This is a genomic window from Bradyrhizobium sp. S3.12.5, from assembly GCF_040548225.1.
GTDB lineage: Bacteria > Pseudomonadota > Alphaproteobacteria > Rhizobiales > Xanthobacteraceae > Bradyrhizobium > Bradyrhizobium cytisi.
Map to the genome: position 1 here is coordinate 260,236 of NZ_JBEPRF010000010.1, position 22,381 is coordinate 282,616.

Genomic DNA, 22,381 nt, shown 5'->3' on the forward strand with positions numbered 1-22,381 from the left:
GGGGCGAGGCGAAGAAGGCACCTACTTCTCCACCGCGAACGTCAGCCCCGCATGCTCCCGCAAGCGCTTGATCAGCTTGTGCTGCATCGCTGCGCCTGGGGTCCAGAGCCCGGCCGGAACATCCGGCGTGTCGCGCAGCAGGCAGATCGCACATTCGGAAACCATCTTCGCCGTTGAGGCATAGCCCGGATCGAGATCGCCCTTCACGGCCGCGCGGACCTGACGGCCGTCGGGCGCAATCGCGACATAAAGCAGGTCGTAATGGCCGTTGTCGCGCTCTTCCTTCGACGGTCCCTCACCGGGCTTGAGCGCCTCGGGGCCGGTCTTTTCGCTGTTGGCGGCCATGACGCGCCTGGCGTTGACCTGTCCTTCGTCCCCCGCTCCCGTCAGCACCATCTCGTCGTAGACGAAATCCCTGCCATACGGGAATCCCATCAGCATGTTGGAGCGATGGACGTTGCGCGTGTTGAGCGTCGCCATCGCGAACGGGGCGGACCAGGATTGCAGGTCCTCCTCGAAAACCGGCTTGTTGCCACGCGGCTGCTTGGGTCCTTCGAAGCCGGGCGTCAATGCAAACGGGTCCTTGAGGATCGAGACCAGGCTGAGGTCCTGCGCAACCGCCTCGAAGGTGACCCTCGCGCTCGCCGAGGTGCCGCCGGAGAACTTCCAGCTGAGGTCGCGGACGCGCCCTTTGACGCGCGGCGCCGGCGCTCCGAACACGCGCCTGGCTTCCTCTTGCACGAAGAACGTACCGAGCTCAAAGGGGATTGAGTCGAAGCCGCAGGAGAATATGACGCGCGCGCCACTCGTCCTGGCGGCCGCTTCATGCTTGTCGATCATCTGCTTCAGCCAGATCGGCTCGCCGCAGAGATCCATGTAGTCGGTACCCGACGCAACGCAGGCGGCAAGCAGGTCGGACCCATAAAGCTGGTACGGACCGACCGTGGTGACGACCAGCTTCGCCTGACCGACCATCGCCCGCAGCGACGCAGGATCGGCGGCATCCGCAACGATGAGCGGTGTGTCCGCGGGTGCGCCGATCGCGTCGCGAACGGATTCGAGCTTGTCTCTGCTGCGCCCCGCCATCGCCCATGCCGGCGCCCCCTCACCGAGGTAGTGCGTGGCGAGATATTCAGCGACGAGCTGGCCGGTATATCCCGTTGCGCCATAGACGACGATGTCGAACTTCGCGGACACGGATCACGCCTCCTTGGGGATCGCAGACCCTATGCTTCCACTGCGAACGTCAGCCCCGCATTATCCCGCAGCCGCTTGATCAGCTTGTCCTGCATCGCTGCGCCCGGGGTCCAGAAGCCGGCGGCGACATCGGTCACGTCGCGCAGCATGCAGATGGCGCATTCGGAGATCATCTTCGAGGTCGAGCCGTAGCCGGGATCGCGGTCGCCGGTGACACCGGCGCGGACCATGCGGCCGTCGGGCGCGATCGCGACATAAAGCAGATTGAAGAGCCCGTTCTCGCGCTCTTCCTTCGACGGTCCCTCACCCGGCTTCGGCGCGCTCGGGCCAGTCTTCTCGGCGTTGGCCGCCATCACGCGCTTGGCGTTGGCCTCGCCCTTCTCGCCGGGACCTGTCAGAACCATCTCGTCGTAGACGAAGTCCTGACCGTAGGGAAAGCCCATCAGCATGTTGGAGCGATGGACGTTGCGGGTGTTGATCAGCGCCATCATGAACGGCGCGGCCCAGGATTGCAGATCCTCCTCGAGCAGCGACCTGTTGCCCTTCGGCTGCTTCGGACCGGTGAAGCCCGGCGTCAGCGCGAACGGGTCGTTCAGGATTGCAATGAGGCTGATGTCCTTGGCGACAGCATCGAAGGTCGCCTTGGCGCTCGCCGCGGTGCCGCCCGACAGCGTGCCGCGCATGTCGCGCACGCGGCCTTTTACACGCGACGCCGGTGCGCCGAACACGCGTTTGGCCTCTTCCTGCACGAAGAACGTACCGAGCTCGAACGGCACGGAGTCGAAGCCGCAGGAGAATACGATGCGCGCGCCGCTTTCCTTTGCAGCCGCCTCGTACTTGTCGATCATCTGCCGCATCCAGATCGGCTCACCGCAGAGATCGAAATAATCCGTGCCGGTGGCGACGCAGGCCGCGAGCAGTTCCTCGCCGTAGAGCTGATACGGACCGACCGTCGTGATCACCGACATCGTCTGCTCTGCCATCGCCTTCAGCGAGGCGGCATCCGATGCATCCGCGACAATGAGCTGCGTATTGCCAGGCGCGCCGATCGCATCGCGCACCGATTTCAGCTTGCCAAGGCTGCGCCCCGCCATCGCCCATTTGAGTGTCTTGTCGCTCTTATAATGCTTAGTCAGATATTCAGCGACGAGCTGACCGGTGAAACCGGTCGCACCGTAGACGACGATGTCGAATTTCGCAGAGCTCATGGTCGACCTTTATTTCTTGGCGTAACTCACGCCCATGCCGGCGCGGACGTCGCTTTGAATCCCATAGGGCGGAATCGGATAGCGCAGGCCGTTCCTGGCCAGCGCCTTCATGCCCTCGATCGCCTTGGCGAGATGCGCAGGCTTCAAGGCCATCAGCATCTCCTCGTCCGGCACGCCGCCATAGCGCCGTTCGGCATAGCATGGCAAGGACAGGCTGGGCTCGCCGCTCTTGAGCGCCCGCCCCCAGGAATCCGCACAAGCGGTCTCGCCGACCACACCCCATTCGAACTTCTTGTAGCCGGTATATTGCAGCCCGTTGATCAGGATGATCATCTGCCCGGGCGTCGCGTAAACGAGGCAGATGTCGGGCGGATCGAGCCGCCCGCTCGCAAGCGGACTGACCGCGAGCGCCTGATATTGCCCGAACGGAACCACGTCCAGTGCCTCCTGGCGCTTGCGCGCATCCTCCGCGGTGCCGTGCCAGACGCCGACATAATTTTCGCCGGCAAGCCATTTCTCGTCCTGCGGGCTGAGCCCGATCACAGCGCGGCACTGCGCGCCGACGAGATCGTCGCCGGTAATGCCGACGGTCCACCCCAGGCGCGAGGCCATGCTGACGATCTGGTCGGTGGTGTGGACCGCATTCGGCCGCCTGATCTTCGGGATCGCCTCCATGTCCGCCGCACGCGCGAACAGCTTCATGCCGATCACCGTGGTCTTCAGCCGCAGCAGGCTGTTGAGATCGGCCACCAGGCCGGCAAGATCGATCGTATCAGCGGCTTGCTGCTGCATGGCATCCTCCCGGCGCGCCGATTCCGGCGCCTCTTGTTGGGCCTCTCGGGCCTGTTCTAGTCCTTGGCCGGCCCGGGAAGCAACTCGCTGGTCCGGCCCACGAGGCGGGAGGCCACAAGCCCGATCCATTCGCGCATAGCCGTATCGGTCCGGCCGAGACCATCCGCGCCGATATTGGTGAACGAGAACAGATCGTCGCGTCCGCCCATCCGCCAGTCCACGGGATAGGCTTCGACGTCAAATCCAGCCGTGCGGAAAATTCCGACCGAACGCGGCATGTGATAGGCCGAGGTCACCAGCAGCCAGCGCTCGCCCGGCTTCGGCGCCACCAACCGCTTCGTGAAGATCGCATTCTCGTACGTGTTGCGTGACTCGCGCTCCAGGATCAGGCGTTCCCTGGGTATGCCGGTATTCTCCAGGATGGGTGCAGAATAGTCGGCTTCCCTGGCGCCCGTTGCGACCAGGTTGCCAGAGCCCCCTGTAAAGACGATGCGCGCATTCGGGTAGCGGCGCGCAAGCTCGGCGGGCGCAAGCAGGCGATCGGCCGCGTGCGAGACCACCGGCGTGTGATGTGCTGCCGACAGATCGGTATCGACTGAGCCGCCCAGCACGACGATGCCGTCGGGGACACCGCGCGACGGATCCCACGCGGGAAAGCGCGACTCCAGCGGATAGAGCAGCAAATTGCCGAGCGGCGAAAACGCGGCGAGCGCGAGCAGAACCAGCGTGGTCGCGGCCAGTTTCCGGCCGAGCCCGGCAAAGCGCGTTGCCATCAGCACGACCGAGATGATCCCGAGCTCGACCAGAAGATTGATCGGCACCACTGCGGCACCAAACGTCTTGGAAAGAATGAAATACAGGAGAAACCTCGCTGAAATGATCGTGGTGCGCGGGCTTGACCCGCCCGCCCATTCAGAAATCTTCTTGGGAGAGGATCGATTGCCGGGTCAAGCCGGGGCATAACAGGATCTGCATAACAGGATCTCACGACAAGTTCTGATGAAACCGATTGGACGCGGCAAATGACCCATCATCACCTGCATTCAAGTCCCGAAACCTGCCATTGGGGCTTCTTTGAAGCCGCGCTCAAGCCCGCCCTCACCATCGCCAGCGGCGATGAGGTGACCGTCGATACCATCAGCGGCGGCCCGGACATGCTGCCGGACCGCAGCAAGTTTCACATTCCGCCGGAGATGTTCGAGGTTCATGCCAACAACGAGCGCATGCTTCCCGGCCACATCCTGACCGGCCCGATCGCGGTCGAAGGCGCCGAGCCCGGCGATGTGCTCGCAGTCGAGATCCTCGACGTCCAGCTCCGCCAGGACTGGGGCTGGAACATGATCAAGCCGCTGTCCGGCACCCTGCCCGACGACTTCCACGAGACACGAATCCTCAACATCCCGCTGGACCGGTCGCGGATGGTCGGCCGGATGCCGTGGGGCCTCGACCTGCCGCTAAAACCATTCTTCGGCGTGATGGGCGTCTCGCCGCCGCCGGCCTGGGGCCGCATCTCCTCGCTCGTTCCCCGCGCCATGGGCGGCAATCTCGACAACAAGGAGCTCGGCGCCGGCGCGACGTTGTATCTGCCGGTGTTCGTCCCGGGCGCGATGTTCTCCTGCGGTGACGGTCATGGCGTGCAGGGCGACGGCGAGGTCTGCGTCACCGCGATCGAAACGGCGTTGCAGGGCCGCTTCCGGCTGACGCTGCGCAAGGATTTGCGGTTCGACTATCCGCGCGCGGAGACGACGACCCACTACATGACCATGGCGATGGACCCCGACCTCGACCAATGCGCGGTGCGGGCGCTGCGCGACATGATCGTGCTGCTTGGCGAGACGCGAAACCTGTCGCGCGAGGACGCATATACACTGTGCAGTCTCGCGGCCGATCTGCGGGTGACCCAGGCCGTCAACGGCTCCAAGGGCATCCATTGCATGATCGAAAAGGCGATCGTGCACGGCTGACCGCGCCGGCACTTCCTGACCACTCCACGCGCGCCCACCGCCTGGACATGCCGGCGGCGCGCTGAATCACGTCTGATTTCGTTCGCGATTCCAACGGGCTAAGCGATGGGCTCAGCCTGCATTTGACTTCTGCCCCTGAACCTAAATAGAGTCTTAATCGTTACTTTTATGTACCCGAGTAAGAGGCTAGCGTTCGGGCCATGGCCACCGAAAAAGCCGAGACTGACCGAATTCCCGTAACCTTGGCGCTCTCGACCATCACCTACCTGGAGAAGTTGGTGAGACAGGGCACCCACGGCACCAGCGTTCCCGGCGTCGCGCGGACATTGATCGAGGAAGGCATCCGTCTCGCCATCAAGGACGGGCTTTTGTCGATTCGCGACAATGGCAGGACGTGAGCGCACGCCGAACGTGAAGCGGACGGATCTCGAGGAGCGGTTGGTCGATTGTCGCAACCTGGGACCGTTACAATGCCTGTTCTCTCACCAACCTGGACCAACGAACGCATCGAACTTCTGAAGCAGCACTTCGAGGCTGGCCTGTCCTGCCGCGAGATCGCCGCCGACATCGGCGTCAGCCGCAACGCCGTGATCGGCAAGCTGTCACGCCTCAATCTCACGCGTGGCCGCTCGGTCGACGAACGCAGGCTCCAGGATAGGAATCAAGACAGGAATCAGAACAGGCCTAGCGCCCCACGCGCGCCAAAAGCGGTGCCCCGGCTGCAATTTGAGATGCTCGCCACGATCTACGGCGAAGCGGATGGGCCTGTCGCGACCGGGCCGATCGACGAGGCCAATCGCTGCTCGCTGATGGAGCTCGGCGAAAACCGTTGCCGCTGGCCGATCTCGACGCCCGGCGCCGAGGATTTCTGCTTCTGCGGCAACGCCGCGCACGACGGACAGTCCTATTGCACCGGCCACAGCCGCCTCGCCTACCGGCCAAACTCGCGTGGGCGTGTCATGCGCGGCTGAAGCCCGCCGTCCCCCTGCCCCACAACGAAAAACCTCCGGCAGGGCACTACCGGAGGTTCTCTGGAGGCTTAGCGTGAAGCTAAGAGCCGTGATTTCTTGGAAACGGCTGACAGCTATATAGCTGAGCAACTCAGGTAAGTAAATAAGTTTGGTGGCGATGGATTCGCATAGCTCGTCTTCGCCGTCTGTGCAGAAGAGTTCGGTTTCTCGAAATCACCACCGCTCCAGAAAAAAGCCCCGGCGGTTTCCCGCCGGGGTCTCTGATCGATTTGCGCGATCGATATTAGAAGTTGCGCTGAGCGCGCAGCATCATGGTCACCGAGTTCTGGTCCTTCAGCTCATACACCGCAGCCGGCTTGGCGGCAGTCGAAATCGCCGGGACAGTGACGGCGCCGGAGTACTTCTGGTCCAGACGCGACCAGCTCAGGTCGGCAGTGAACGCCAGGTTCTTGACCGGAGTCCACACGGTGTTGACGCCGATGACGCCGAAGTTGAAGTCCGGGTTACAGGTCGAACCGGCCACTGCGATCGGAGCGAAGTTGGCGCAGATCAGGGCCTTGCCCGTGGTACCGTACTTCAGCTGGGCATAACCGCCATAGACGGCGCTCGCCCAGTTCGGGCTCCAGTTGTGGGTATAGCCACCACGGATGCCCCAGGTCTTGACGGTGTCGATGCTGCCGCCGGCTCCGAAGACGCCGTCAGCAAGACCGGCAAAGCCGATGCTCTGATACGCCGTGCTGCTACCGCCGAACATGAAGAAGCTCTGCGGGAACAGGCTCTGGAAGTTGTAACGCGTAGCACCGTCCGTGTAGACGGCCTGCAAGTTGACAACGTCGCCCGCACCAGTCGGGATGTTCTTGATCGACAGCGAGCCCTGCACAGCCCAGCCCCACTTGTCCGACGGATGACCGGACGGTTCCGTTTGTGCGTAGTAACCAGGATGCAGGTCATGCGCGGCAACCGAGAACTGGGCAAGCCCCCAGGCCTGGTCAACACGAACAGCACCGGTGATATCGGGGACGCGCGTTCCACCCCAAGCGTTGACGCCGTAGTTGCCCTGGATGAGAGCGTTACCAGCGTTTGTAGCAGCGGAGGAAAACAGCGGGACACCCGCACCACTAACAGAACCGCTGGCCGTGAAGGCGGTAACGTTCCACAGGTTCGACTGGCCGTTCGACGCCGTCGTCTCCTCCTCCAGCGCGATCGAACCGGTGATGCCCTGGCCGAAGTCAGCGGTATAAGCGAACTGGTTTATACCGTTGGTGTGATTGCTGCCGCCCGGAATGGAGTCGGGACCGCCAGCCGGATAGCTCTGCCACGGGGCATCGAAGATCGAGACCGTGCGGCCCATGGTGAACCCGGCGAACTGGATGAACGCATGGAAGAGACCGAGCGCAGGCGCACTCGGCGAGATCGCTGACGGGCTGCTGCCGGTGACGTTGGACGTATCATAGGTGAAAACCATGTCGGCGTAGGTGCGAACAACGCCGTACTCGGTCGCCGTGCGGGTATCGACATTGAGGTCCATACGGGCGCGGCTGTAGTAGTAGTTGGTCAGACGGTTGTTCGACCCACCGTTTGCACTGCTGGTGCTGTTATTGAAACCATAGTCGCCAGCGCCGCCGAGAATGGCGTCAGCGCGGACGTAACCACCCAGCTTGATGCAGGTGTCGGTGCCGGGCATGTAGTAGAAACCCGCACCGTAGAGCGAGCAGATCTTCACGTATTCGACCGCCTTGGCCTTGACCGGAAGATCAGCCGCCTGAGCTCCACCGACGGCGATCAGGGTCGCCGCAGTGCCGAGCAAAAGGCTCTTCACCACTTTCATATTAAAACCTCCAAGTTGCTCATTTTACAGAGACCGGACCGTGAGGCCCCCCAGATCTCCGTCTCTTCAAATCCGCTCGGCCGCTTAGCGCTTTCGGACACACCCGCATTCGACGCGAGGGACGTGGGCGAACCACCTGCAACGGGACGATCGAGAACCCCCCACCGTCACGGATCAATATGCCTGCGCTGTTCCCTTAATCAAAATAGTTTATTAGATCAGGTTTATGGTTTCGCCAGCTCTGTGTCCGTGGCGCAACACCGGATCTGGCGCGCCAAAAAAGGCTGATCGGATCATGTTTGTAATTTCGGTGATATAATTACCCTGCTCTGCACTTGCGTCAGGGCAGACTTGCGTGAACTATGGCAGCCACGAACACCAGCCGGAAAGAAATCGGCTCGCGGGAGTGACGCTGTGTCAGCGACGAGGAAAGAAGGGGCGCGCCTCCGCTCCACCGGCAATCTCGATATCATCAGGCGATTCACCTGGGAGATATCGTCGATCAACATGTATCTGGAGGAGCTGCGTCAGTTCTGGGCCAGGACGCTCGGCATCAGCGGACCGCAATGGCTTATCCTGATGGCGATTTCCGACCTCGACAAGGAAGACGGCGTGCCCGTCAACGTGGTCTCCAAGCTGCTTCATGTCGACCCGTCCTTCGTCACCACCCAGTCCAAGCTGCTGGAGAAGAAGGGCCTGCTGCGCCGTCGCCCCTCACCGACCGACGCCCGCGTGGTGCGGCTGTCGCTGGTCGATAAGACCCAGAAGCACATCGCGAGCCTCAACGAGCAGTACACGACGATTCGCGAATTCGTCTTCCAGGAGTTCGATGAGAACGAGCTGACGGAGTTCACCACCAAGCTCGCGACGCTGAAGACCCGGCTCGAAAAGGCCTGCGTCAGGATCTCCCTCGACTTCTGAGGCGCGCATCGGTTCTCGAGCTGGCAGGCCGCGCTCAGACCCGCTTGCCGGCTGCACCGAGTCGCGATTCGAGCCAGTCGAAGATGTATTCGTTGGCAAGGCTCGGATTGTCGGCGTGAGCCTGGGCAGCGCCGGTCTCCGCCGCGGTGAACACTTTCAGCACGATATCCGAGCTGCCGAGTTGGGATCTTTGCAGGATCTGACGCGCCCGATCGGCCTTGAGCCAGCCGTCCTCGCCGAGCGTGATCAACACCGGACATTCGGCGCCGGACGCCATCAGCGGCGCATGCGGCACCGGGACGACGCTGAGGTTGCTCATTGCAAAACGGCTGGCAAAGAAGGACCGCTCGTGCAGGTCCCACAGGCCGCCGTCGCAGACGGCCGCGGCGAGACGCGGCTCCTGCAGCACCGCACGCGCCACGAACGAAGAGCCCCACCCGTCCGCCACGATCGCAACGCGATCGAAATCGACGTCCTTGCGCTGCTCCAGATAATCCATCGCGCTGGCAACCGAGCTTTCGAGATCCCGGCGCTGCATAAGCGTGTCGGCGTAATCGTCACGCTGGTCGCCGAGCAGGTCCAGCGCGAGCATCGACAACCCGCGCTCGCGCGCATGTGGCGCGAGCTTGAACAGGAACTCTTCCTTGCGGTGACCGGGCTCACCGATGCAGATCACCGTCGGAGCGCGACCGTTCGCCGCAGGCGCAGGCAGGAAATAGCCCTGCAACGAATGTCCTTCGATCCACGGGATTGTCACGACTTCGCCGGCCGGCCCGCGCGCCGTGAGGAAACGGCGGGCGCATTCCTGCATCGCGAGCACTGCGACCCAGCGGCGCTCGTCGGCGGGATCGAGAGGCATCGCGGCCGCACCGTAGTAGTTCATCGCGCGCAGCCAGTTGCGCTGTGCCGTCGCCATATGGCCTTCCGCGAACGCCGCCTCGGCACGATGCCGGTTGGCCTGTGCCAGCTTCTTCCACTCGCGATGCCAGGACCGCTCGTCGCCGCGCTTCAGCTGCCGCGCGATCATCAGGCATTCGGCGATGGTGGCGCCGCCCTCTTGCGCCGCCGTAAGCAGCCGCGTGAACTCAGCGGAGATATCCTCTCCCTCCGGGCAGAGGATAAAGTCGTCGGAGAGGCATGCCGGTATCATCGGAGCTACGCTTTGTCGTGGCGCTATCCCGATTCACTAAACTATTTCAGTTCGCCAACCAAGCTGCCGCGCGCCGAATGGGACCCGTTCGAGATCACCATCGCTTGAACGCGTGTCATATGTCGCATGCGCGACATTCCGTATCGTCATAAGAGCATGCGCGCGCGTGGCGCAGGTAAAATTTCCAAGTAAAATTTCCAAATAATTGCCCGAGTAAAATTACCTGAACAAATCACCTGCGCACCTCTTGCGATGATGCTCATCATCCCTACATCTGCGCGCGCTCGCTGACAGTCCCCGCCAAAGAGAGTCAGCCGAGTCGCCAGCCGGCTTCCTGGGTGAAACTTTCGTAGAATGCGCGATCATACGCCTGCTCGGGCGCCGCGCGCACGCGTTCGTCGAGCAGCTTGGCATCCTCGCCGACCAGGATGCGCCAGCGCTCCGCCTTCACGCCGTCAAGGATGATCCTGGCGGCCTGCGCCGCCGTCGTTGGCGCCTCCTCGAGGAAGGTGCGGGCGCGTTCGGCGAACGCCGCCTGGATCTCCTCGTCCGACTTTTTGTCAGCATCTGGCACACCGGCCGCAACCATGCGCTTGCGCGTCAGCACGACCTCCTCGGCGTTGAGACGCTCCGATCCGTCGCCGCTCTGCACCTTGCGTGAGTTGGAGACGATCGAGGTGCCGATATGGCCGGGCATCACCACCGAGCATTTGACGTGCGGCGCGTGCAAGCGGAGGTCGTTGATCAGCGCCTCGCTAAAACCCTTCACCGCGAACTTGGCCGAGCTGTAGGCGGTATGCGCTTGGTTCATGCCGATCGAGGCCCAGAAGCCGTTGACGCTGGCGGTGTTGATGATGTGGGCTTCGTCGGCCTTGACCAGCATCGGCAGGAAGGTGCGGACGCCGAGATAGACGCCGCCCCAGCAGATGTTGAAGGTGCGCTCCCACTGCTCGCGCGTGTTGGTGAACAGGCTGCCGCCACCGCCGATACCGGCGTTGTTGAACAGCAGATGGATCTTGTCCGTCTTCTGCTGCTCGGCGAGCTCGTCGCGGAAGCGCTTGAGGTGATCCTCGATCGAGACGTCGGCGACATGGGTCGTGACGCGCAGGCCCTGCGGCAGCTTCTCGACCTCGCAGAGCCGCCTGGTCTCCGCCATCGTGGCCTCCGAGACGTCGCACATCGCGACGTTACAGCCCTCGGCAACAAGCTGCCGGGCGAGCTCGCGCCCCATGCCCGTGCCACCACCGGTGATGACGGCGATCTTTCCAGCAAACTCTTTCATGGGACTTCGGCCCCTCCCCTTATCGGCATGTTTCTTCGTCGTTGGCGCGCCGCAGGCGACGCGCGTGAAATGTAGCAGCGCCGCCGCCGCAGGTAAAAGCGGATCGGCGCTGCTGCTCGACATCAGTTATTTCGGGGTGCGGGCTATTCGGCCGCCTCGACTTGCGGTCCCTTCAACGCGCCGAGGGCTTCCAGCGCCTTACGGGTCGCAGCCTGCTGTGCTGGCGAGGCCTCCGGCATCGGCGCACGCGGATAGGTTCTGGGCAGGCCCTGGAGGGTCTGCGCGTAGCGGGTGCAGGCCGGCAGATTATCGGCGATAACGGCGTTCCACAGCGTCAGCAGCTTCTTGTGCAGGTCGAGCGCACGCGGATGATCGCCTGCCTTCACCGCATCCCACAGCGCGACGGAGGCGTGCGGCGCCGCGGTCAGGATCGCGGCTATCGAGCCGTGCGCTCCCAACGTGTAAGACGGATACATCAGGGCGTCGACTGCGCTGTAGATCAGCTTGTCCGGCGCCATCATCATGAGGTCTGCGAACAGCTTGAGGTCGCCCGCGCTCTGCTTGACACCGACGACCAGCGGCACCTCGGTCATGATTCGCGTCAGCAAGGCCGGCGACAGGTACGCCCACGGCACGACGTTGTAGATGATGATGGGCATGCCGGTCTCATCCGCTATGGCGCGAAAATGCGCCACCATTGCCTCGTCATCAGGCTTGAACAGGTAGTGCACCGGGGTCACCTGGAGCGCTACGACATTCATGTCGCGCACGAGCCTGCCGCGGCGGATCGCATCGCGCGTGGAGTCCACGATGACGCCGGCGATCACGGGAATGCGTCCCTTCACCGCATCCACGGTCGCTTCCATCAAGTCGCGATATTCCTCGTGGTCGAGCGTGTGCCCCTCGCCGGTCGAGCCTCCGGCCGCAACGCCATGCGCGCCGGCGCCGATCATCCAGTCGACCTGGGGCGCCACGAGCTTGGTGTCGATCTCGCCGTCCTTCCGGAACGGCGTCGTCATCGGCGGGATCACGCCGGTCGGTCGCACCTTCATGTTCTGCCCTCGCGTTTCCTTGGTCCCGTGGCGGCCCCGCTCTTTTGACGAGTATCCGCACGGCTGCCGAGCGTATCGGCTGCGCCGGCCTTGTGAAGGGCGGATCGCGCGGCGCTGCCCCCACAATCGCTCATTCCTGCGCCTTTTCCCTGTTGGTTCCCCGTATTTGTCCGGCTTCGGTTTATGGGCAATCTTTTTACAATCCGAATCATCAAATGGGGAACGCTGGGGCGAGCAGGCCCAGCTGGCGTGTCGTTTCCGACACAGGTTGTGGCACTCGGCTTGCATCCTCCTCGTGGTCGAAACTACCGAAGAGGTGACTGGAATGTTTATTACCGTCGTTGCCGTGCTCTGCCGGCTTAGCGCTGCTGCCTCGGGCAGCTGTGTCGAGGAAATCGTGACCGACAGCAACATGACGCCCGATATGTCGATGATGGCGTGTGCGGTCGGTGCGCAGGCACCGCTTGCAAAGTGGATGGGCGAGCATCCGATCTATCACGCCAACTGGCGCCTCGACCGCTACAAATGCGTACCGGGTCACTACGAGATCAAAGGCCACGCCTAAGGCCCCGCAAAACGACGTCTATCGAGGAAACGCCCGGGGCCGCCTTTTCCCCGCGCGAGCACAGCTAGCGCCAGACCCGTTGCGGCGGCGCGCTTTGTGACAATCGTCACGCACCCACCCTCAAGCAATCGCACGCAAGATGATCGCCCGGGCCTGCCGCCCCTCCGGCGTCGGCATCAGCGCGTAATTGTGCGGCTGGTCACGGAGCAGATGCAGCTCGACCGGCACGCCCGCGGCCCTCGCCCGCGCGGCAAGATCGACGCTATCAGGGTACAGCAGATCGCGCGTGCCCGAAAAGATCGTCATCGGCGCCAGCGAACGGAAGCCACCGTTGAGAGGGCTGACGAAGGGATGGCCGACTTCGAGCTCGCCGGCATAGAGCCGCCCCGCTTCGACGATTCCCGGAATGTCCTGTATCGGATCGCGCACAGCGATTTCAACCTGCTCCGGACGGCTCACGGCGGCATCGGCTGCGGGCGAGATCAGGATCAGCCGGTTCGGCTGCCGATGCCCGCGATCGCGCAGCCATTGGCATGCGGCAAGCGCGAGGCTCGCGCCGGCCGAATTGCCGACCACCGTGACCTTTGCGGAGCCCGCATCCTCCAGCAGCATCCGCAGCAGCTCGGCCGTCTTCGGCACGACATCCTTCGCGGTCGCGCGCGGCGCAAGCGGATAGATCGGTACGACGCAGACGACGCCCGCCTTGCGCGTCATCTGGCCGACAAAGCGCCAATGCGCCGGCACGATCTCGTTGATGTAGCCGCCGCCATGCAGGAACATCACGTGGTTGCAGCCTTCGTGCCCCGATGACGGCGCCGTGTAATAGACCGGCCACCCGCCCATCTTCGTCAGCGTCACCTCGACGCCGCGGCCCAAACCGGTCGGCTCATGCGAGGCTGGCGCCAATGCGAGCTTCCGCACATGCGCCTGCACGGCCTCGGCTGAGGCAAGCTGCTGCTTGTAGGGAAGCTGCCGCAGCAGCACATTGAAGACGCGGCTCTGCAAGCTCGGCGCGGGATCGTTTGAAGGCTTCGCCTGCGCGAAATTGCATTCGCAAAGCCGCCCGATCGATAGCATCTTCGCAACGCTCATGCTCCTGCCCTCACCTGCTGCGCTTGGCCGGCACCAACTTGCTTCTATCCATCGGCCGCCGATCCTGCCTATAATGCGAGCATTCACTCGCTTTTCCTACTCGCATTCGGAATGCAGGATCATGGCGCGTAAACCGCCGACAAAACCCCGGAAAAATGCCTTGCAGGAGCGATCCCGCGCCACCGTCGACGCGCTGGTCGAGGCAACTGCTCGCATTCTGGTCCGCGAGGGTTTTGAGAAGACGAGCACAAACCGGATCGCTGAAATCGCCGGCGTCAGCGTCGGCTCGCTCTATCAATATTTCCCGAGCAAGGAGGCGCTCGTCGCCGCCGTGATCAACCGTCACAACGAGGAGATCATGGGCATCGTCCGTTCGGCGCTGATCGAAATCACAGACATGCCGCTCGACAAAGCCGTGCGTCGCCTCGTCACCGTCGCGATCGAGGCGCACCGCATCAACCCCGAACTGCATCGCGTCCTCGCCGAGCAGATCCCGCGCGCCGGAAAGCTCGACGTCGAAGCCTTCAACCGCGAGATCCACACTCTCGTCCGCGCCTATTTCGACAGCCACCGCAAGGAAATCCGCAAGATCGACCTCGATGTCACAACCTTCATCTGCGTCAGCACGATCGAAGCGATCGCGCACAACACGGTGCTGAACCAGGCCGCGATGCCGTCGGACAAGATGCTGCGGACGCTGGTGGACGAGACGACACGGATGGTGGTGGGATTTTTGAGGTGACTGCTGCTATGCGGGACACCATCTATAGCGCTTCACTCAGTCAGCCCTTTTCGGATGGTGTCCGGGTTGCGTAGCCCAGAAACTGAGCGTCGCTTACCCAAGCGGGCCATGCATACATCCGCCGCCCGCCCTACGAGGGCCGCTTCCGTCCAAAAGCTTAGCGGAGGTTGCTCCCCATCAATTGAAACGCTGTAGAAGCACTTGGGCGGAACGACGAACGTAATCGCTGCCGCATCGGCACCTACGAAGTGCGATCGCATATGGTGCCCGTGACCACTGAATTCGGAACCAAAGCCACCCAAGTTAGCGGATCACTGCCTTTGGCGATCGCCCGAATGCTGACCCGCGAGTTGATGCAAGCGGCGAAGCTCAGGTGAGAATGATGGGCACGGATCATACCGCGCCCTTTTCTGTCCTAAAGGCTGAACCTGTAATTGAGCGGCGGCGTGTCACCGAAGGTGTTGATGTAGGCTAGTATCAAGTCCCTCTCGATCGATCGTGTGTTGCCGCCCGTGAGCAGTAGCGCTACGCCGAGACGAGTTGCTGGGTAGTTCAAGCGCCAAATGGATTGCAGCGAACTGATCACCCCATGCGACCGCTCGGTGCGAAGTGCGGCGGTCCGTCTGAGTTGATTTAGTCTGCCAGCAAGTCCGCTGGCTTCACCAATATACAGCGTCCCGCTCGTGTGTTGACCACAGAGACGGTTGAAGGTCGAAATTCTCGACAGATCGCTATCCGCGTCTAAGCCTATGAGCCGATAGACCCCGGGTGACCCGTGAGTTCTTGAACTGAAGGATCCACCTTCTAAGAGGTAGTATTCCCACTGAAGGCAGAAGCAGATTTCATCCCAAGGCGGCATTTGCCATGGCATCAGGCATTCAGTCACATCACCGACGGATGCATTCGCTTGACGGTTCCAATAGTCGATCAGCGAAAGGACACCAATGCTCTCTGGCTGTGAACGCTCCATGTTCCGATCCTCAGCGGTGTTGGGGATTAGGCCTATCTCGCCTGATAGTCTTGCGCTCGACGCTATCATTGGAAAGTGCGGACGCTCACCAGACGCGGACTAGCGGAACAAGAGGCGGCGGACTATTGCGGCTTCAAGACCCTCGCCTCATGCGCGCTCTACGCTAGAGAGCGCGTAACCGCTTAAGTCGCTGATTTACTTGCTCCTCGCATAGCGTCAGCGCCCGGCTTTGATGGAATAGCTGACTTGCGAGTCACAGCACGCAAAGATTCTGCAACTCAACCAACAGGTTAGTGATATAGCTTGTGCGCACAGTTGCCTTCAGCGCTCTTTCGCCATAGAGCGCGCATGCAAACGCATTTTTGTAAGCCTTTGAAACAGCACGAGATCTCATTTCGTCAGCGAGGACTATTGTGAGCCTACCAAGCAATGCGCTCAATCTGACACATCGCTCCGCCCCAGATGAGGAAAAACGCAATGCGGCATCCCCAACGACTCGACATTAGATTTTTTGGCACTCAAATTCGTGCAGAAGGCATTCTTGGAATCCTAGGCACCATCGTGATTGTCGCTGTTCTCCTGTCGGCCTACCTTGGAGGCTAGTAACTCTGATGCCGGATACCGTGGGCGAACTGATCGAAGGCTATCGTAATGATCCTCAGTCGTCCTTTCGGAAATTAAGCCATGGAGTCCGCGTTAAACACGAACGCTTACTGGCGCGGATCACGCGAGAGCACGGGCACCGCTCACTCAAAGGAATTCGAGCTCGTGATTTGGTAGCTTGGCATGACGATTGGCTAGCAAAGGGAAAGATTGCCGCAGCGCATTCGCTAATGAGTCGCTTGCGGGTGGTATCGCGCTTTGGAGCCACCATTCTGGAGAACAAAGAGTGCCGCCGGTTAGCCGAGCGACTCGCCGAAATGCGATTCGAAAGACCCCTACCACGCAGGAAGTGGTTATCGTCAGAACAGGCGAGACTGATTAGGGTCAAGGCCCGCGAGCATTTCGGCTGGTATTCCATCGCTCTCGCCCAGGCTTTTCAATTTGACCTTCGCCTAAATCAAAAAGCAGTCATAGGCGAATGGGTGCCTATTGGCGAAACCGAGCCATCCAACGTGAGACGTGAGGTTGATGACAGACAAGAGAAATGGGTGAAGGGTCTTGAGTGGTCCGACTTGGATAAAGCGTTCGTTCTGCGGCGCGTAGGCCAGCGAGCGTCGGAGCTTCAATTCGATCTAAAGAACGCTGCGATAGTCATGGAGGAGCTGGCTATCTATGCCCGAGTCTCTATCGAGGAGCTTACTCGCGCTCATCTTCCTTCCGGCGGGCCCATTATCATAAACGATGTTACTGGACTGCCTTGGTCAACGGCGGAGTTTCGCCGGAAATGGCGCTTGGTTGCTAACCATGTGGGGATCCCAAAGCACGTCATGAACATGGATAGCGGAAAGTCTTTGCAGTCCGCGCGCAATGGCTCCAAAGTTGCATCGGTCTGACAGAACGCCGCACAAACGGAATTGTCCAGACTCATGCGTTAACCGCGCCGCGCTCCCTGAGACGCAACGCACCGAAGCCGGCCATCGTAGATTCTTTCCCATCCCACAAGGCTGGCCATAATGACATCATGCCCCTGTTTTGCCCGACGCGTCAAATCGATTCGGAAAAACGGTATCCGCCAATAGCCTCGCTACTGTGCATGGGGTTGTTTTCGGCATTTGGTTTACCGGCCAACCACACCGCCGGCTGCCACGGGTCGCAGCTCATGCGTCGCAGGCGGGAGCAGTTCCACGCCGACGGCCGGTCCGCCCGAAAGACGATTTGAAAAAATGGTCGGAGCGAGAGGATTTGAACCTCCGACCCCTAGTCTCCCAGACTAGTGCGCTAACCGGGCTGCGCCACGCTCCGAACGTCGTTCCATTAGCTAGGATCGCTGCTTTGCGCAAGGCGAGCTACACCATTTTGGCGTCTTCGCCCAAAGCCCCCGGAACCGACCGCAAAGAGGACGAAAAGCGCCTCAGCCGTCCTTCAGCGCCTGATCCAGCATTTCCCGGCAGGCGACGAGGTCGGCGAGGACCCGTCCGAGCCGCTCCCGGTCAATCGCGCTGGGGCCGGCGGGCGCGGCGGGGGTGCCGCCTTTGCGGAAGGTGGTGAGGATGTCCTCGTCGTCGACCTCCGCGAAGCGGAAGTCGATGCCCTCCTCTTCGTCGCCCTGGTAGTCGTTTTCGTCGGCTTCAGTGACGCCTTTGATGGGCGCCTCGTCGTCCGGCTCCACCAGGCTTGCCCCGATGGCGTCCTCGATCGCCCCGAACGAGACCGCGGCCGAGCCGTCAGCCAGGCCCTGCACCGATTTGACGCCGTGCTCTTTCAGGATCCGCTGCACCCCGCGGATGGTGTAGCCCTCGCCGTAGAGCAGACGGCGGATGCCCTTGAGCAGATCGACGTCGTCCGGGCGGTAATAGCGGCGACCGCCGCTGCGCTTCATCGGCTTGATCTGGGAGAATCGCGTCTCCCAGAACCGCAGCACGTGCTGCGGAATGTCGAGTTCCTGCGCTACTTCGCTGATGGTTCGGAACGCATCCGGCGCCTTGTCCAAATGCCAAATCCTTCGCGCGGGGCGGCTTACGCCTCGGGTTGAGCCTTGCTGGCGTCGCCATTGGTGCGGTGCTGGGCGTTGATCCGCTGTTTCAGGATCGCCGATGGCTTGAACACCATCACCCGGCGCGGCGAGATCGGCACCTCGGTGCCGGTCTTCGGGTTGCGGCCGATGCGCTGACCTTTCTTGCGAACCATGAAGGAGCCGAACGAGGACAATTTCACCGTCTCGCCCTTCTCAAGGCAGTCGGTGATCTCCTTCAGCACGAGTTCCACGAAGGCGGACGATTCCGTGCGCGACAGTCCCACCTTCTGGTAGACGGCCTCACAGAGATCAACACGCGTTACGGTTTTACTTGTATCGGTCATCGCCCTGCCCCACATCACGGCGAACAATTGTCGTCTGAAATTATGAGCTTACGTTACAGCGGTCAACACCGCTCATCAATGCAGACGCATCGATAATCGCGGCCAATTCCGACAAAATTTTATCGAATGTGGCTTTACCAGCGCACCAGCGCGGAGCCCCAGGTGAAGCCGCCGCCCATCGCCTCCATGAGAATCATGTCGCCGCGCTTGATGCGGCCGTCCTTGCGCGCCACCGACAGCGCCAGCGGGATCGAGGCGGCGGAGGTGTTGCCGTGACGGTCCACCGTCAGCACCACCTTCTCCGGCGCGATATGGAGCTTGTGGGCGGAGGCGTCGATGATTCGCTTGTTGGCCTGGTGCGGCACGAACCAGTCGATGCTGTCGGCATTGAGCCCGGTCGCCTCGAAGGCATCGACGATGACGTCGGTGATCATGCCGACCGCATGCTTGAAGACCTCGCGGCCTTCCATGCGCAAATGGCCCACCGTCTGTGTCGAGGATGGCCCGCCGTCGACGAACAGCTTTGCCTTGTGGCGGCCATCGGAGCGCAGATGCGTGGTTACCACGCCGCGGTCGGTTGCAGCCTTGCCCGGCTGCTCCTGCGCCTCCAGCACGACCGCGCCGGCGCCGTCGCCGAACAGCACGCAGGTGCCGCGGTCGTTCCAGTCGAGGATGCGCGAGAAGGTCTCGGCACCGATGACCAAGGCGCGCTTGAAGGCGCCAGAGCGCAGGAAATTATCGGCAGTCGCAAGCGCGAACAGGAAGCCCGAGCACACCGCCTGGAGGTCGAAGGCCGCGCCGTGATTGATGCCGAGCGCGTGCTGCACAGCGACCGCAGTCGCAGGGAACGTGTTGTCCGGCGTCGAGGTCGCGAGCACGATCAGGTCAATCGACTGCGCGCCCAGCCCCGCATCGGCGAGCGCGGCCTGCGCCGCCTTGATCGCGAGGTGCGAGGTGAACTCGCCATCGGCGGCGATGTGGCGCTCGCGGATGCCGGTCCGCTGCACGATCCACTCGTCGGACGTGTCGATGCGCGTCGCCAATTGGGCGTTGGTCATCACCTGCTCCGGCAGATAGGAGCCGCAGCCCAGCACGACCGAACGAATCTTGGTCACGAAACATCCTCCGGCGCGGTTGGCGCGGAACCGAGCGCGCCTCCATCGCGGTTGAGCATCTGATTGATCTTGTTCAGAAGATCGAATTTGGCCATGTCATATCCAACATCGATCGCATAGGCAAAGCCTTCGGCGTTGATCCCGCCATGGCTCTTGACCACGAGCCCGTTCAGCCCGAGCAGCACGCCACCGTTCGACTTGTTCGGGTCCATCTTGTCGCGCAGGGCCTGGAAAGCATTGCGGGCAAAGAGATAACCGAGCCTGGAGAGCCAGCTCCGCTGAATCTCGTTCCGAAGCAAGTCCGCCATCTGGCGCGCGGTTCCTTCGGCGGCCTTGAGCGCGATGTTGCCGCTGTAGCCCTCGGTCACGATCACATCGGCCAGCCCCTTGCCGATACCGTCGCCCTCGACGAAGCCAATGTAATCGAGTTCCGGCAGGTTCATCGCGCGCAGGGTTTCACCGGCCTCGCGGATCTCCTCGTGCCCCTTGATCTCCTCGGTCCCGATGTTGAGCAGGCCGACCGTCGGGCGCTTCTTGCCGAACACCACGCTCGCCATCGCCGCGCCCATCACCGCGAGCGCCACCAGATGGCGCGCATCGCCGCCGATCGTGGCGCCGAGATCGAGCACGACGGACGAGCCGCGCATGGTCGGCCACACTGCGGTGATCGCGGGGCGGTCGATGCCAGGCAGCGTGCGCAGATGGAAGCGCGCCATCGCCATCAGCGCGCCGGTATTACCGGCGGAAACGGCAACATCCGCCTCCCCCTTCTTCACCGCGTCGATGGCAAGCCACATCGAGGAGGTCTTGCGGCCGCGGCGCAGTGCCTGGCTCGGCTTGTCCTCGCCGCTGACGGCAACGTCGGTATGAATGATCCGGGAAGCGGCCTTGAGCCTGGGGTGGCGGTCGAGCTCGGGCTCGATCCTGGCGCGGTCCCCGACCAGCAGGAACTCGGTCTCGGGATGCCTGCCGAGCGAGACGGCCGCGCCTGGAATGACGACTGGGGCGCCGACGTCGCCCCCCATGGCGTCAAGCGCAATACGAACCTTGCTTGGCATCAAAATCCCGGAAACCTGGTCTGGCGCGGTCGTCCGCCGCTAGCGGGACCGCGAAATGGGTTCGCCATGGACATGGCGACCGGCCAAGCGCCACGCCGCACCCGGACCGGCCGGGACAATAGCGTTTTGTTATCCCGAAACAACCTCTTGCCCCCAGCCTTTTGGATTAAGGGCGATCCGCTAGCGGATGCTCGAATTCACAAAAATAACTTAAATATCAAATAGATGGAGTGAGCTTTCAAACTAGCGCCGCAAGCACCTCACGCCCCCGTAGCACAGCGGTGTTACGGGGAATGCCCAGCTATTTGTCTTTCTTCTTGCCCTGCTTATTCCCCTGGAGCGCCTCCAGCGCCGCGAACGGATGGTCCTTGGGGTCGAGTGCGGTGACCTCCGCCTCGAACACGGCCCCGGGCTTGCGGGGATAAGGATCGATCGCCAGGAACAGCGCGTCGGTCGCGATACGGCCGAGATCGATGATTCCGTTGACGATGGCCTCCGCCGGATCGGCGACCTCCGTCGGCTCCTCGCCGTCCTGCCCTTCCTCGATCAGGTCTTCCAACCGTCGCGTCTTGGCCTCTGGCGCAAAGGTCAGATCGATCTCCTCGTCGATCTCGCTCTCGATCGGATCGAGCGTGACCACGCAGGTCTGGCCGACCCGGGCACGAACACGGCCGGTGACCTGGAGCCGGCCGCCACTCTTCGGCACGACATCAAAGGTGGCCTGAGCCGACAGAATGTCGTGCACGCCCGCAAGACCCGCCATCGCCTGTCGCTCCGCGGCCGAGGCCTCCAGCTCACGGTGCAAGCCGGTGTCGGGAATGTGCGCAACGGTCACAGGCGCGCGCCAAGGGTCGGGCTCAGTTGCGGCTAAAGGTCGGCTCATAACGTTCCATCCTCGCGAGGCGGTGCGGGAAATTTGAAGGATCCGAGCAGTAGCGCGGGATCGTCGATCTGACCGAGACCCGCACTCGCGGCCTGTGCGTAACCGGCAAGCCGCCGCGCCTGATCCAGCCCGACGCCGTTCAAGATATTCTTGCAGATCGCCTGCGCCAGCCCCCCGGCGCCGGCGTCGATCGCCTGGTCGTAAGCCTGGACGCGGCCGTAAAAGGCCTCGCCGAAGGCCTGCATCCGCTTCGGGACGGTCTGGTCGCCTACGCCCATTTCGCGCAGATTGTCGTCCATGTCCTCGCAGAAGCGGTCGAACAGGGCCTGCGACAGCTCCACCCCGCCCTGCGCGGTCCTTAAGCGCCGCAGCAACAGCCAGAGGTGCAGCAGCAACAGGTCGAAACGGCCATTAACCGTATCCGGCACGCCCAAGTCCCGGTAAAATATGGGTTCTCGCGCCTGCGTCACGATCATGCCATAGATGGCCTCAATGGTGCCGGCCGGGGCTAGCCGGGGTTTCCTGAAGTGATTGAACGGCCAAAGCATTGTGGTTTCCGCAAGCGGGCGCGCGCGAGTTGCATTCAGAGCCTCCGCCCGGTACTTCAGCGCCTCGCGCGACGCAAGGGGA

23 protein-coding genes and 1 tRNA gene are annotated in these 22,381 nt (G+C 62.4%); 7 read left to right on the forward strand and 17 right to left on the reverse strand.

What is annotated here, in order from left to right:
- Positions 1-21 precede the first annotated feature (21 nt).
- From ABIC09_RS17120 to ABIC09_RS17135, 4 genes are read right to left on the reverse strand one after another with little or no spacing between them, the layout of a single operon-like run.
- Complete coding sequence (locus ABIC09_RS17120; protein WP_354032711.1) at positions 22-1,197, reverse strand: saccharopine dehydrogenase family protein; 1,176 nt, start codon at positions 1,195-1,197, stop codon at positions 22-24.
- A gap of 29 nt (positions 1,198-1,226) precedes the next feature.
- On the reverse strand, positions 1,227-2,405 hold the full coding sequence (locus ABIC09_RS17125; protein ID WP_354032710.1) for a saccharopine dehydrogenase family protein: 1,179 nt from the start codon (positions 2,403-2,405) through the stop codon (positions 1,227-1,229).
- 9 nt (positions 2,406-2,414) lie between these two features.
- Positions 2,415-3,197, reverse strand: a complete 783-nt coding sequence (locus ABIC09_RS17130) for a DUF169 domain-containing protein (RefSeq protein ID WP_354109979.1) — start codon at positions 3,195-3,197, stop codon at positions 2,415-2,417.
- A 56-nt stretch (positions 3,198-3,253) separates the two neighbouring features.
- Positions 3,254-4,021: a YdcF family protein gene (locus ABIC09_RS17135; protein WP_354032709.1), complete on the reverse strand. Its 768-nt coding sequence runs from the start codon at positions 4,019-4,021 to the stop codon at positions 3,254-3,256.
- A 198-nt stretch (positions 4,022-4,219) separates the two neighbouring features.
- Between ABIC09_RS17135 and ABIC09_RS17140 the strand changes: the two genes are divergently transcribed.
- The 3 genes from ABIC09_RS17140 to ABIC09_RS17150 all read left to right on the forward strand — a co-directional run bounded on the left by ABIC09_RS17140 (position 4,220) and on the right by ABIC09_RS17150 (position 6,132).
- Positions 4,220-5,161, forward strand: a complete 942-nt coding sequence (locus tag ABIC09_RS17140; protein ID WP_354109980.1) for an acetamidase/formamidase family protein — start codon at positions 4,220-4,222, stop codon at positions 5,159-5,161.
- 200 nt (positions 5,162-5,361) lie between these two features.
- On the forward strand, positions 5,362-5,559 hold the full coding sequence (locus ABIC09_RS17145; RefSeq protein WP_007603456.1) for a hypothetical protein: 198 nt from the start codon (positions 5,362-5,364) through the stop codon (positions 5,557-5,559).
- A gap of 72 nt (positions 5,560-5,631) precedes the next feature.
- Positions 5,632-6,132 carry a GcrA family cell cycle regulator gene (locus ABIC09_RS17150; RefSeq protein ID WP_354032707.1) on the forward strand — a complete coding sequence of 167 codons (501 nt, stop codon included), beginning with the start codon at positions 5,632-5,634 and terminating at the stop codon, positions 6,130-6,132.
- A 283-nt stretch (positions 6,133-6,415) separates the two neighbouring features.
- On the opposite strand, the gene ABIC09_RS17155 is transcribed toward ABIC09_RS17150, so the two are convergent.
- Positions 6,416-7,960 (reverse strand): porin, encoded by a 1,545-nt coding sequence (locus ABIC09_RS17155; RefSeq protein WP_354032706.1) that lies wholly within the window; start codon positions 7,958-7,960, stop codon positions 6,416-6,418.
- A gap of 414 nt (positions 7,961-8,374) precedes the next feature.
- Between ABIC09_RS17155 and ABIC09_RS17160 the strand changes: the two genes are divergently transcribed.
- Positions 8,375-8,881 carry a MarR family winged helix-turn-helix transcriptional regulator gene (locus ABIC09_RS17160; protein WP_354032705.1) on the forward strand — a complete coding sequence of 169 codons (507 nt, stop codon included), beginning with the start codon at positions 8,375-8,377 and terminating at the stop codon, positions 8,879-8,881.
- A gap of 34 nt (positions 8,882-8,915) precedes the next feature.
- Here the strand turns inward: ABIC09_RS17160 and ABIC09_RS17165 are convergent, their stop codons facing one another.
- The 3 genes from ABIC09_RS17165 to ABIC09_RS17175 all read right to left on the reverse strand — a co-directional run bounded on the left by ABIC09_RS17165 (position 8,916) and on the right by ABIC09_RS17175 (position 12,365).
- A complete protein-coding gene (locus tag ABIC09_RS17165) occupies positions 8,916-10,031 on the reverse strand; it encodes an alpha/beta hydrolase family protein (protein WP_354032704.1) in 1,116 nt (371 codons plus the stop codon).
- Between the two features lie 310 nt (positions 10,032-10,341).
- Positions 10,342-11,313 (reverse strand): SDR family NAD(P)-dependent oxidoreductase, encoded by a 972-nt coding sequence (locus ABIC09_RS17170; protein ID WP_148753564.1) that lies wholly within the window; start codon positions 11,311-11,313, stop codon positions 10,342-10,344.
- Between the two features lie 143 nt (positions 11,314-11,456).
- A complete protein-coding gene (locus ABIC09_RS17175) occupies positions 11,457-12,365 on the reverse strand; it encodes a dihydrodipicolinate synthase family protein (RefSeq protein ID WP_354109981.1) in 909 nt (302 codons plus the stop codon).
- Positions 12,366-12,690: 325 nt separating this feature from the next.
- On the opposite strand from ABIC09_RS17175, the gene ABIC09_RS17180 reads away from it, so the two are divergent.
- Entirely contained in the window at positions 12,691-12,930 is a 240-nt protein-coding gene (locus ABIC09_RS17180) for a hypothetical protein (RefSeq protein ID WP_148753562.1), read from the forward strand.
- A 120-nt stretch (positions 12,931-13,050) separates the two neighbouring features.
- Here ABIC09_RS17180 and ABIC09_RS17185 read toward each other — a convergent pair whose 3' ends face one another.
- Entirely contained in the window at positions 13,051-14,022 is a 972-nt protein-coding gene (locus ABIC09_RS17185; protein WP_354109982.1) for an alpha/beta fold hydrolase, read from the reverse strand.
- A gap of 160 nt (positions 14,023-14,182) precedes the next feature.
- Between ABIC09_RS17185 and ABIC09_RS17190 the strand changes: the two genes are divergently transcribed.
- The gene (locus tag ABIC09_RS17190; protein WP_354109983.1) at positions 14,183-14,764 is read left to right on the forward strand and encodes a TetR/AcrR family transcriptional regulator; all 582 of its coding nucleotides are present in this window, start codon (positions 14,183-14,185) and stop codon (positions 14,762-14,764) included.
- Between the two features lie 415 nt (positions 14,765-15,179).
- Here the strand turns inward: ABIC09_RS17190 and ABIC09_RS17195 are convergent, their stop codons facing one another.
- Positions 15,180-15,734, reverse strand: coding sequence for a hypothetical protein (locus ABIC09_RS17195; RefSeq protein WP_354109984.1), 555 nt, complete (start codon positions 15,732-15,734; stop codon positions 15,180-15,182).
- Between the two features lie 611 nt (positions 15,735-16,345).
- On the opposite strand from ABIC09_RS17195, the gene ABIC09_RS17200 reads away from it, so the two are divergent.
- The gene (locus ABIC09_RS17200; RefSeq protein WP_354109985.1) at positions 16,346-17,230 is read left to right on the forward strand and encodes a hypothetical protein; all 885 of its coding nucleotides are present in this window, start codon (positions 16,346-16,348) and stop codon (positions 17,228-17,230) included.
- Between the two features lie 331 nt (positions 17,231-17,561).
- Here the strand turns inward: ABIC09_RS17200 and ABIC09_RS17205 are convergent.
- The 7 genes from ABIC09_RS17205 to ABIC09_RS17235 form a co-directional block, all read right to left on the reverse strand.
- Positions 17,562-17,639, reverse strand: a tRNA-Pro gene (locus tag ABIC09_RS17205).
- Between the two features lie 109 nt (positions 17,640-17,748).
- The gene (locus ABIC09_RS17210; RefSeq protein WP_354109986.1) at positions 17,749-18,327 is read right to left on the reverse strand and encodes a MerR family transcriptional regulator; all 579 of its coding nucleotides are present in this window, start codon (positions 18,325-18,327) and stop codon (positions 17,749-17,751) included.
- Positions 18,328-18,353: 26 nt separating this feature from the next.
- Positions 18,354-18,695 carry an integration host factor subunit alpha gene (locus ABIC09_RS17215; protein ID WP_177243187.1) on the reverse strand — a complete coding sequence of 114 codons (342 nt, stop codon included), beginning with the start codon at positions 18,693-18,695 and terminating at the stop codon, positions 18,354-18,356.
- Between the two features lie 134 nt (positions 18,696-18,829).
- The gene (locus tag ABIC09_RS17220; RefSeq protein WP_148753530.1) at positions 18,830-19,810 is read right to left on the reverse strand and encodes a beta-ketoacyl-ACP synthase III; all 981 of its coding nucleotides are present in this window, start codon (positions 19,808-19,810) and stop codon (positions 18,830-18,832) included.
- Complete coding sequence (gene plsX / locus ABIC09_RS17225) at positions 19,807-20,868, reverse strand: phosphate acyltransferase PlsX (protein ID WP_148753529.1); 1,062 nt, start codon at positions 20,866-20,868, stop codon at positions 19,807-19,809. The genes ABIC09_RS17220 and plsX overlap by 4 nt, the downstream gene beginning before the upstream one ends.
- 301 nt (positions 20,869-21,169) lie before the next feature.
- Positions 21,170-21,751 (reverse strand): YceD family protein, encoded by a 582-nt coding sequence (locus ABIC09_RS17230; protein ID WP_354109987.1) that lies wholly within the window; start codon positions 21,749-21,751, stop codon positions 21,170-21,172.
- On the reverse strand, positions 21,748-22,299 hold the full coding sequence (locus ABIC09_RS17235) for a ubiquinol-cytochrome C chaperone family protein (RefSeq protein WP_354109988.1): 552 nt from the start codon (positions 22,297-22,299) through the stop codon (positions 21,748-21,750). The genes ABIC09_RS17230 and ABIC09_RS17235 overlap by 4 nt, the downstream gene beginning before the upstream one ends.
- Positions 22,300-22,381 lie beyond the last annotated feature (82 nt).

What these genes read in the sequence shown, in the direction of transcription:
- ABIC09_RS17125 (WP_354032710.1), bottom strand. Translation starts at nt 2,405, where the DNA reads ATGAGCTCTGCGAAATTCGACATCGTCGTCTACGGTGCGACCGGTTTC.
- ABIC09_RS17130 (WP_354109979.1), bottom strand. Translation starts at nt 3,197, where the DNA reads ATGCAGCAGCAAGCCGCTGATACGATCGATCTTGCCGGCCTGGTGGCC.
- ABIC09_RS17140 (WP_354109980.1), top strand. Translation starts at nt 4,220, where the DNA reads ATGACCCATCATCACCTGCATTCAAGTCCCGAAACCTGCCATTGGGGC.
- ABIC09_RS17145 (WP_007603456.1), top strand. Translation starts at nt 5,362, where the DNA reads ATGGCCACCGAAAAAGCCGAGACTGACCGAATTCCCGTAACCTTGGCG.
- ABIC09_RS17150 (WP_354032707.1), top strand. Translation starts at nt 5,632, where the DNA reads ATGCCTGTTCTCTCACCAACCTGGACCAACGAACGCATCGAACTTCTG.
- ABIC09_RS17155 (WP_354032706.1), bottom strand. Translation starts at nt 7,960, where the DNA reads ATGAAAGTGGTGAAGAGCCTTTTGCTCGGCACTGCGGCGACCCTGATC.
- ABIC09_RS17165 (WP_354032704.1), bottom strand. Translation starts at nt 10,031, where the DNA reads ATGATACCGGCATGCCTCTCCGACGACTTTATCCTCTGCCCGGAGGGA.
- ABIC09_RS17170 (WP_148753564.1), bottom strand. Translation starts at nt 11,313, where the DNA reads ATGAAAGAGTTTGCTGGAAAGATCGCCGTCATCACCGGTGGTGGCACG.
- ABIC09_RS17175 (WP_354109981.1), bottom strand. Translation starts at nt 12,365, where the DNA reads ATGAAGGTGCGACCGACCGGCGTGATCCCGCCGATGACGACGCCGTTC.
- ABIC09_RS17180 (WP_148753562.1), top strand. Translation starts at nt 12,691, where the DNA reads ATGTTTATTACCGTCGTTGCCGTGCTCTGCCGGCTTAGCGCTGCTGCC.
- ABIC09_RS17185 (WP_354109982.1), bottom strand. Translation starts at nt 14,022, where the DNA reads ATGAGCGTTGCGAAGATGCTATCGATCGGGCGGCTTTGCGAATGCAAT.
- ABIC09_RS17195 (WP_354109984.1), bottom strand. Translation starts at nt 15,734, where the DNA reads ATGGAGCGTTCACAGCCAGAGAGCATTGGTGTCCTTTCGCTGATCGAC.
- ABIC09_RS17200 (WP_354109985.1), top strand. Translation starts at nt 16,346, where the DNA reads ATGCCGGATACCGTGGGCGAACTGATCGAAGGCTATCGTAATGATCCT.
- ABIC09_RS17215 (WP_177243187.1), bottom strand. Translation starts at nt 18,695, where the DNA reads ATGACCGATACAAGTAAAACCGTAACGCGTGTTGATCTCTGTGAGGCC.
- plsX (WP_148753529.1), bottom strand. Translation starts at nt 20,868, where the DNA reads ATGCCAAGCAAGGTTCGTATTGCGCTTGACGCCATGGGGGGCGACGTC.
- ABIC09_RS17230 (WP_354109987.1), bottom strand. Translation starts at nt 21,751, where the DNA reads ATGAGCCGACCTTTAGCCGCAACTGAGCCCGACCCTTGGCGCGCGCCT.
- ABIC09_RS17235 (WP_354109988.1), bottom strand. Translation starts at nt 22,299, where the DNA reads ATGCTTTGGCCGTTCAATCACTTCAGGAAACCCCGGCTAGCCCCGGCC.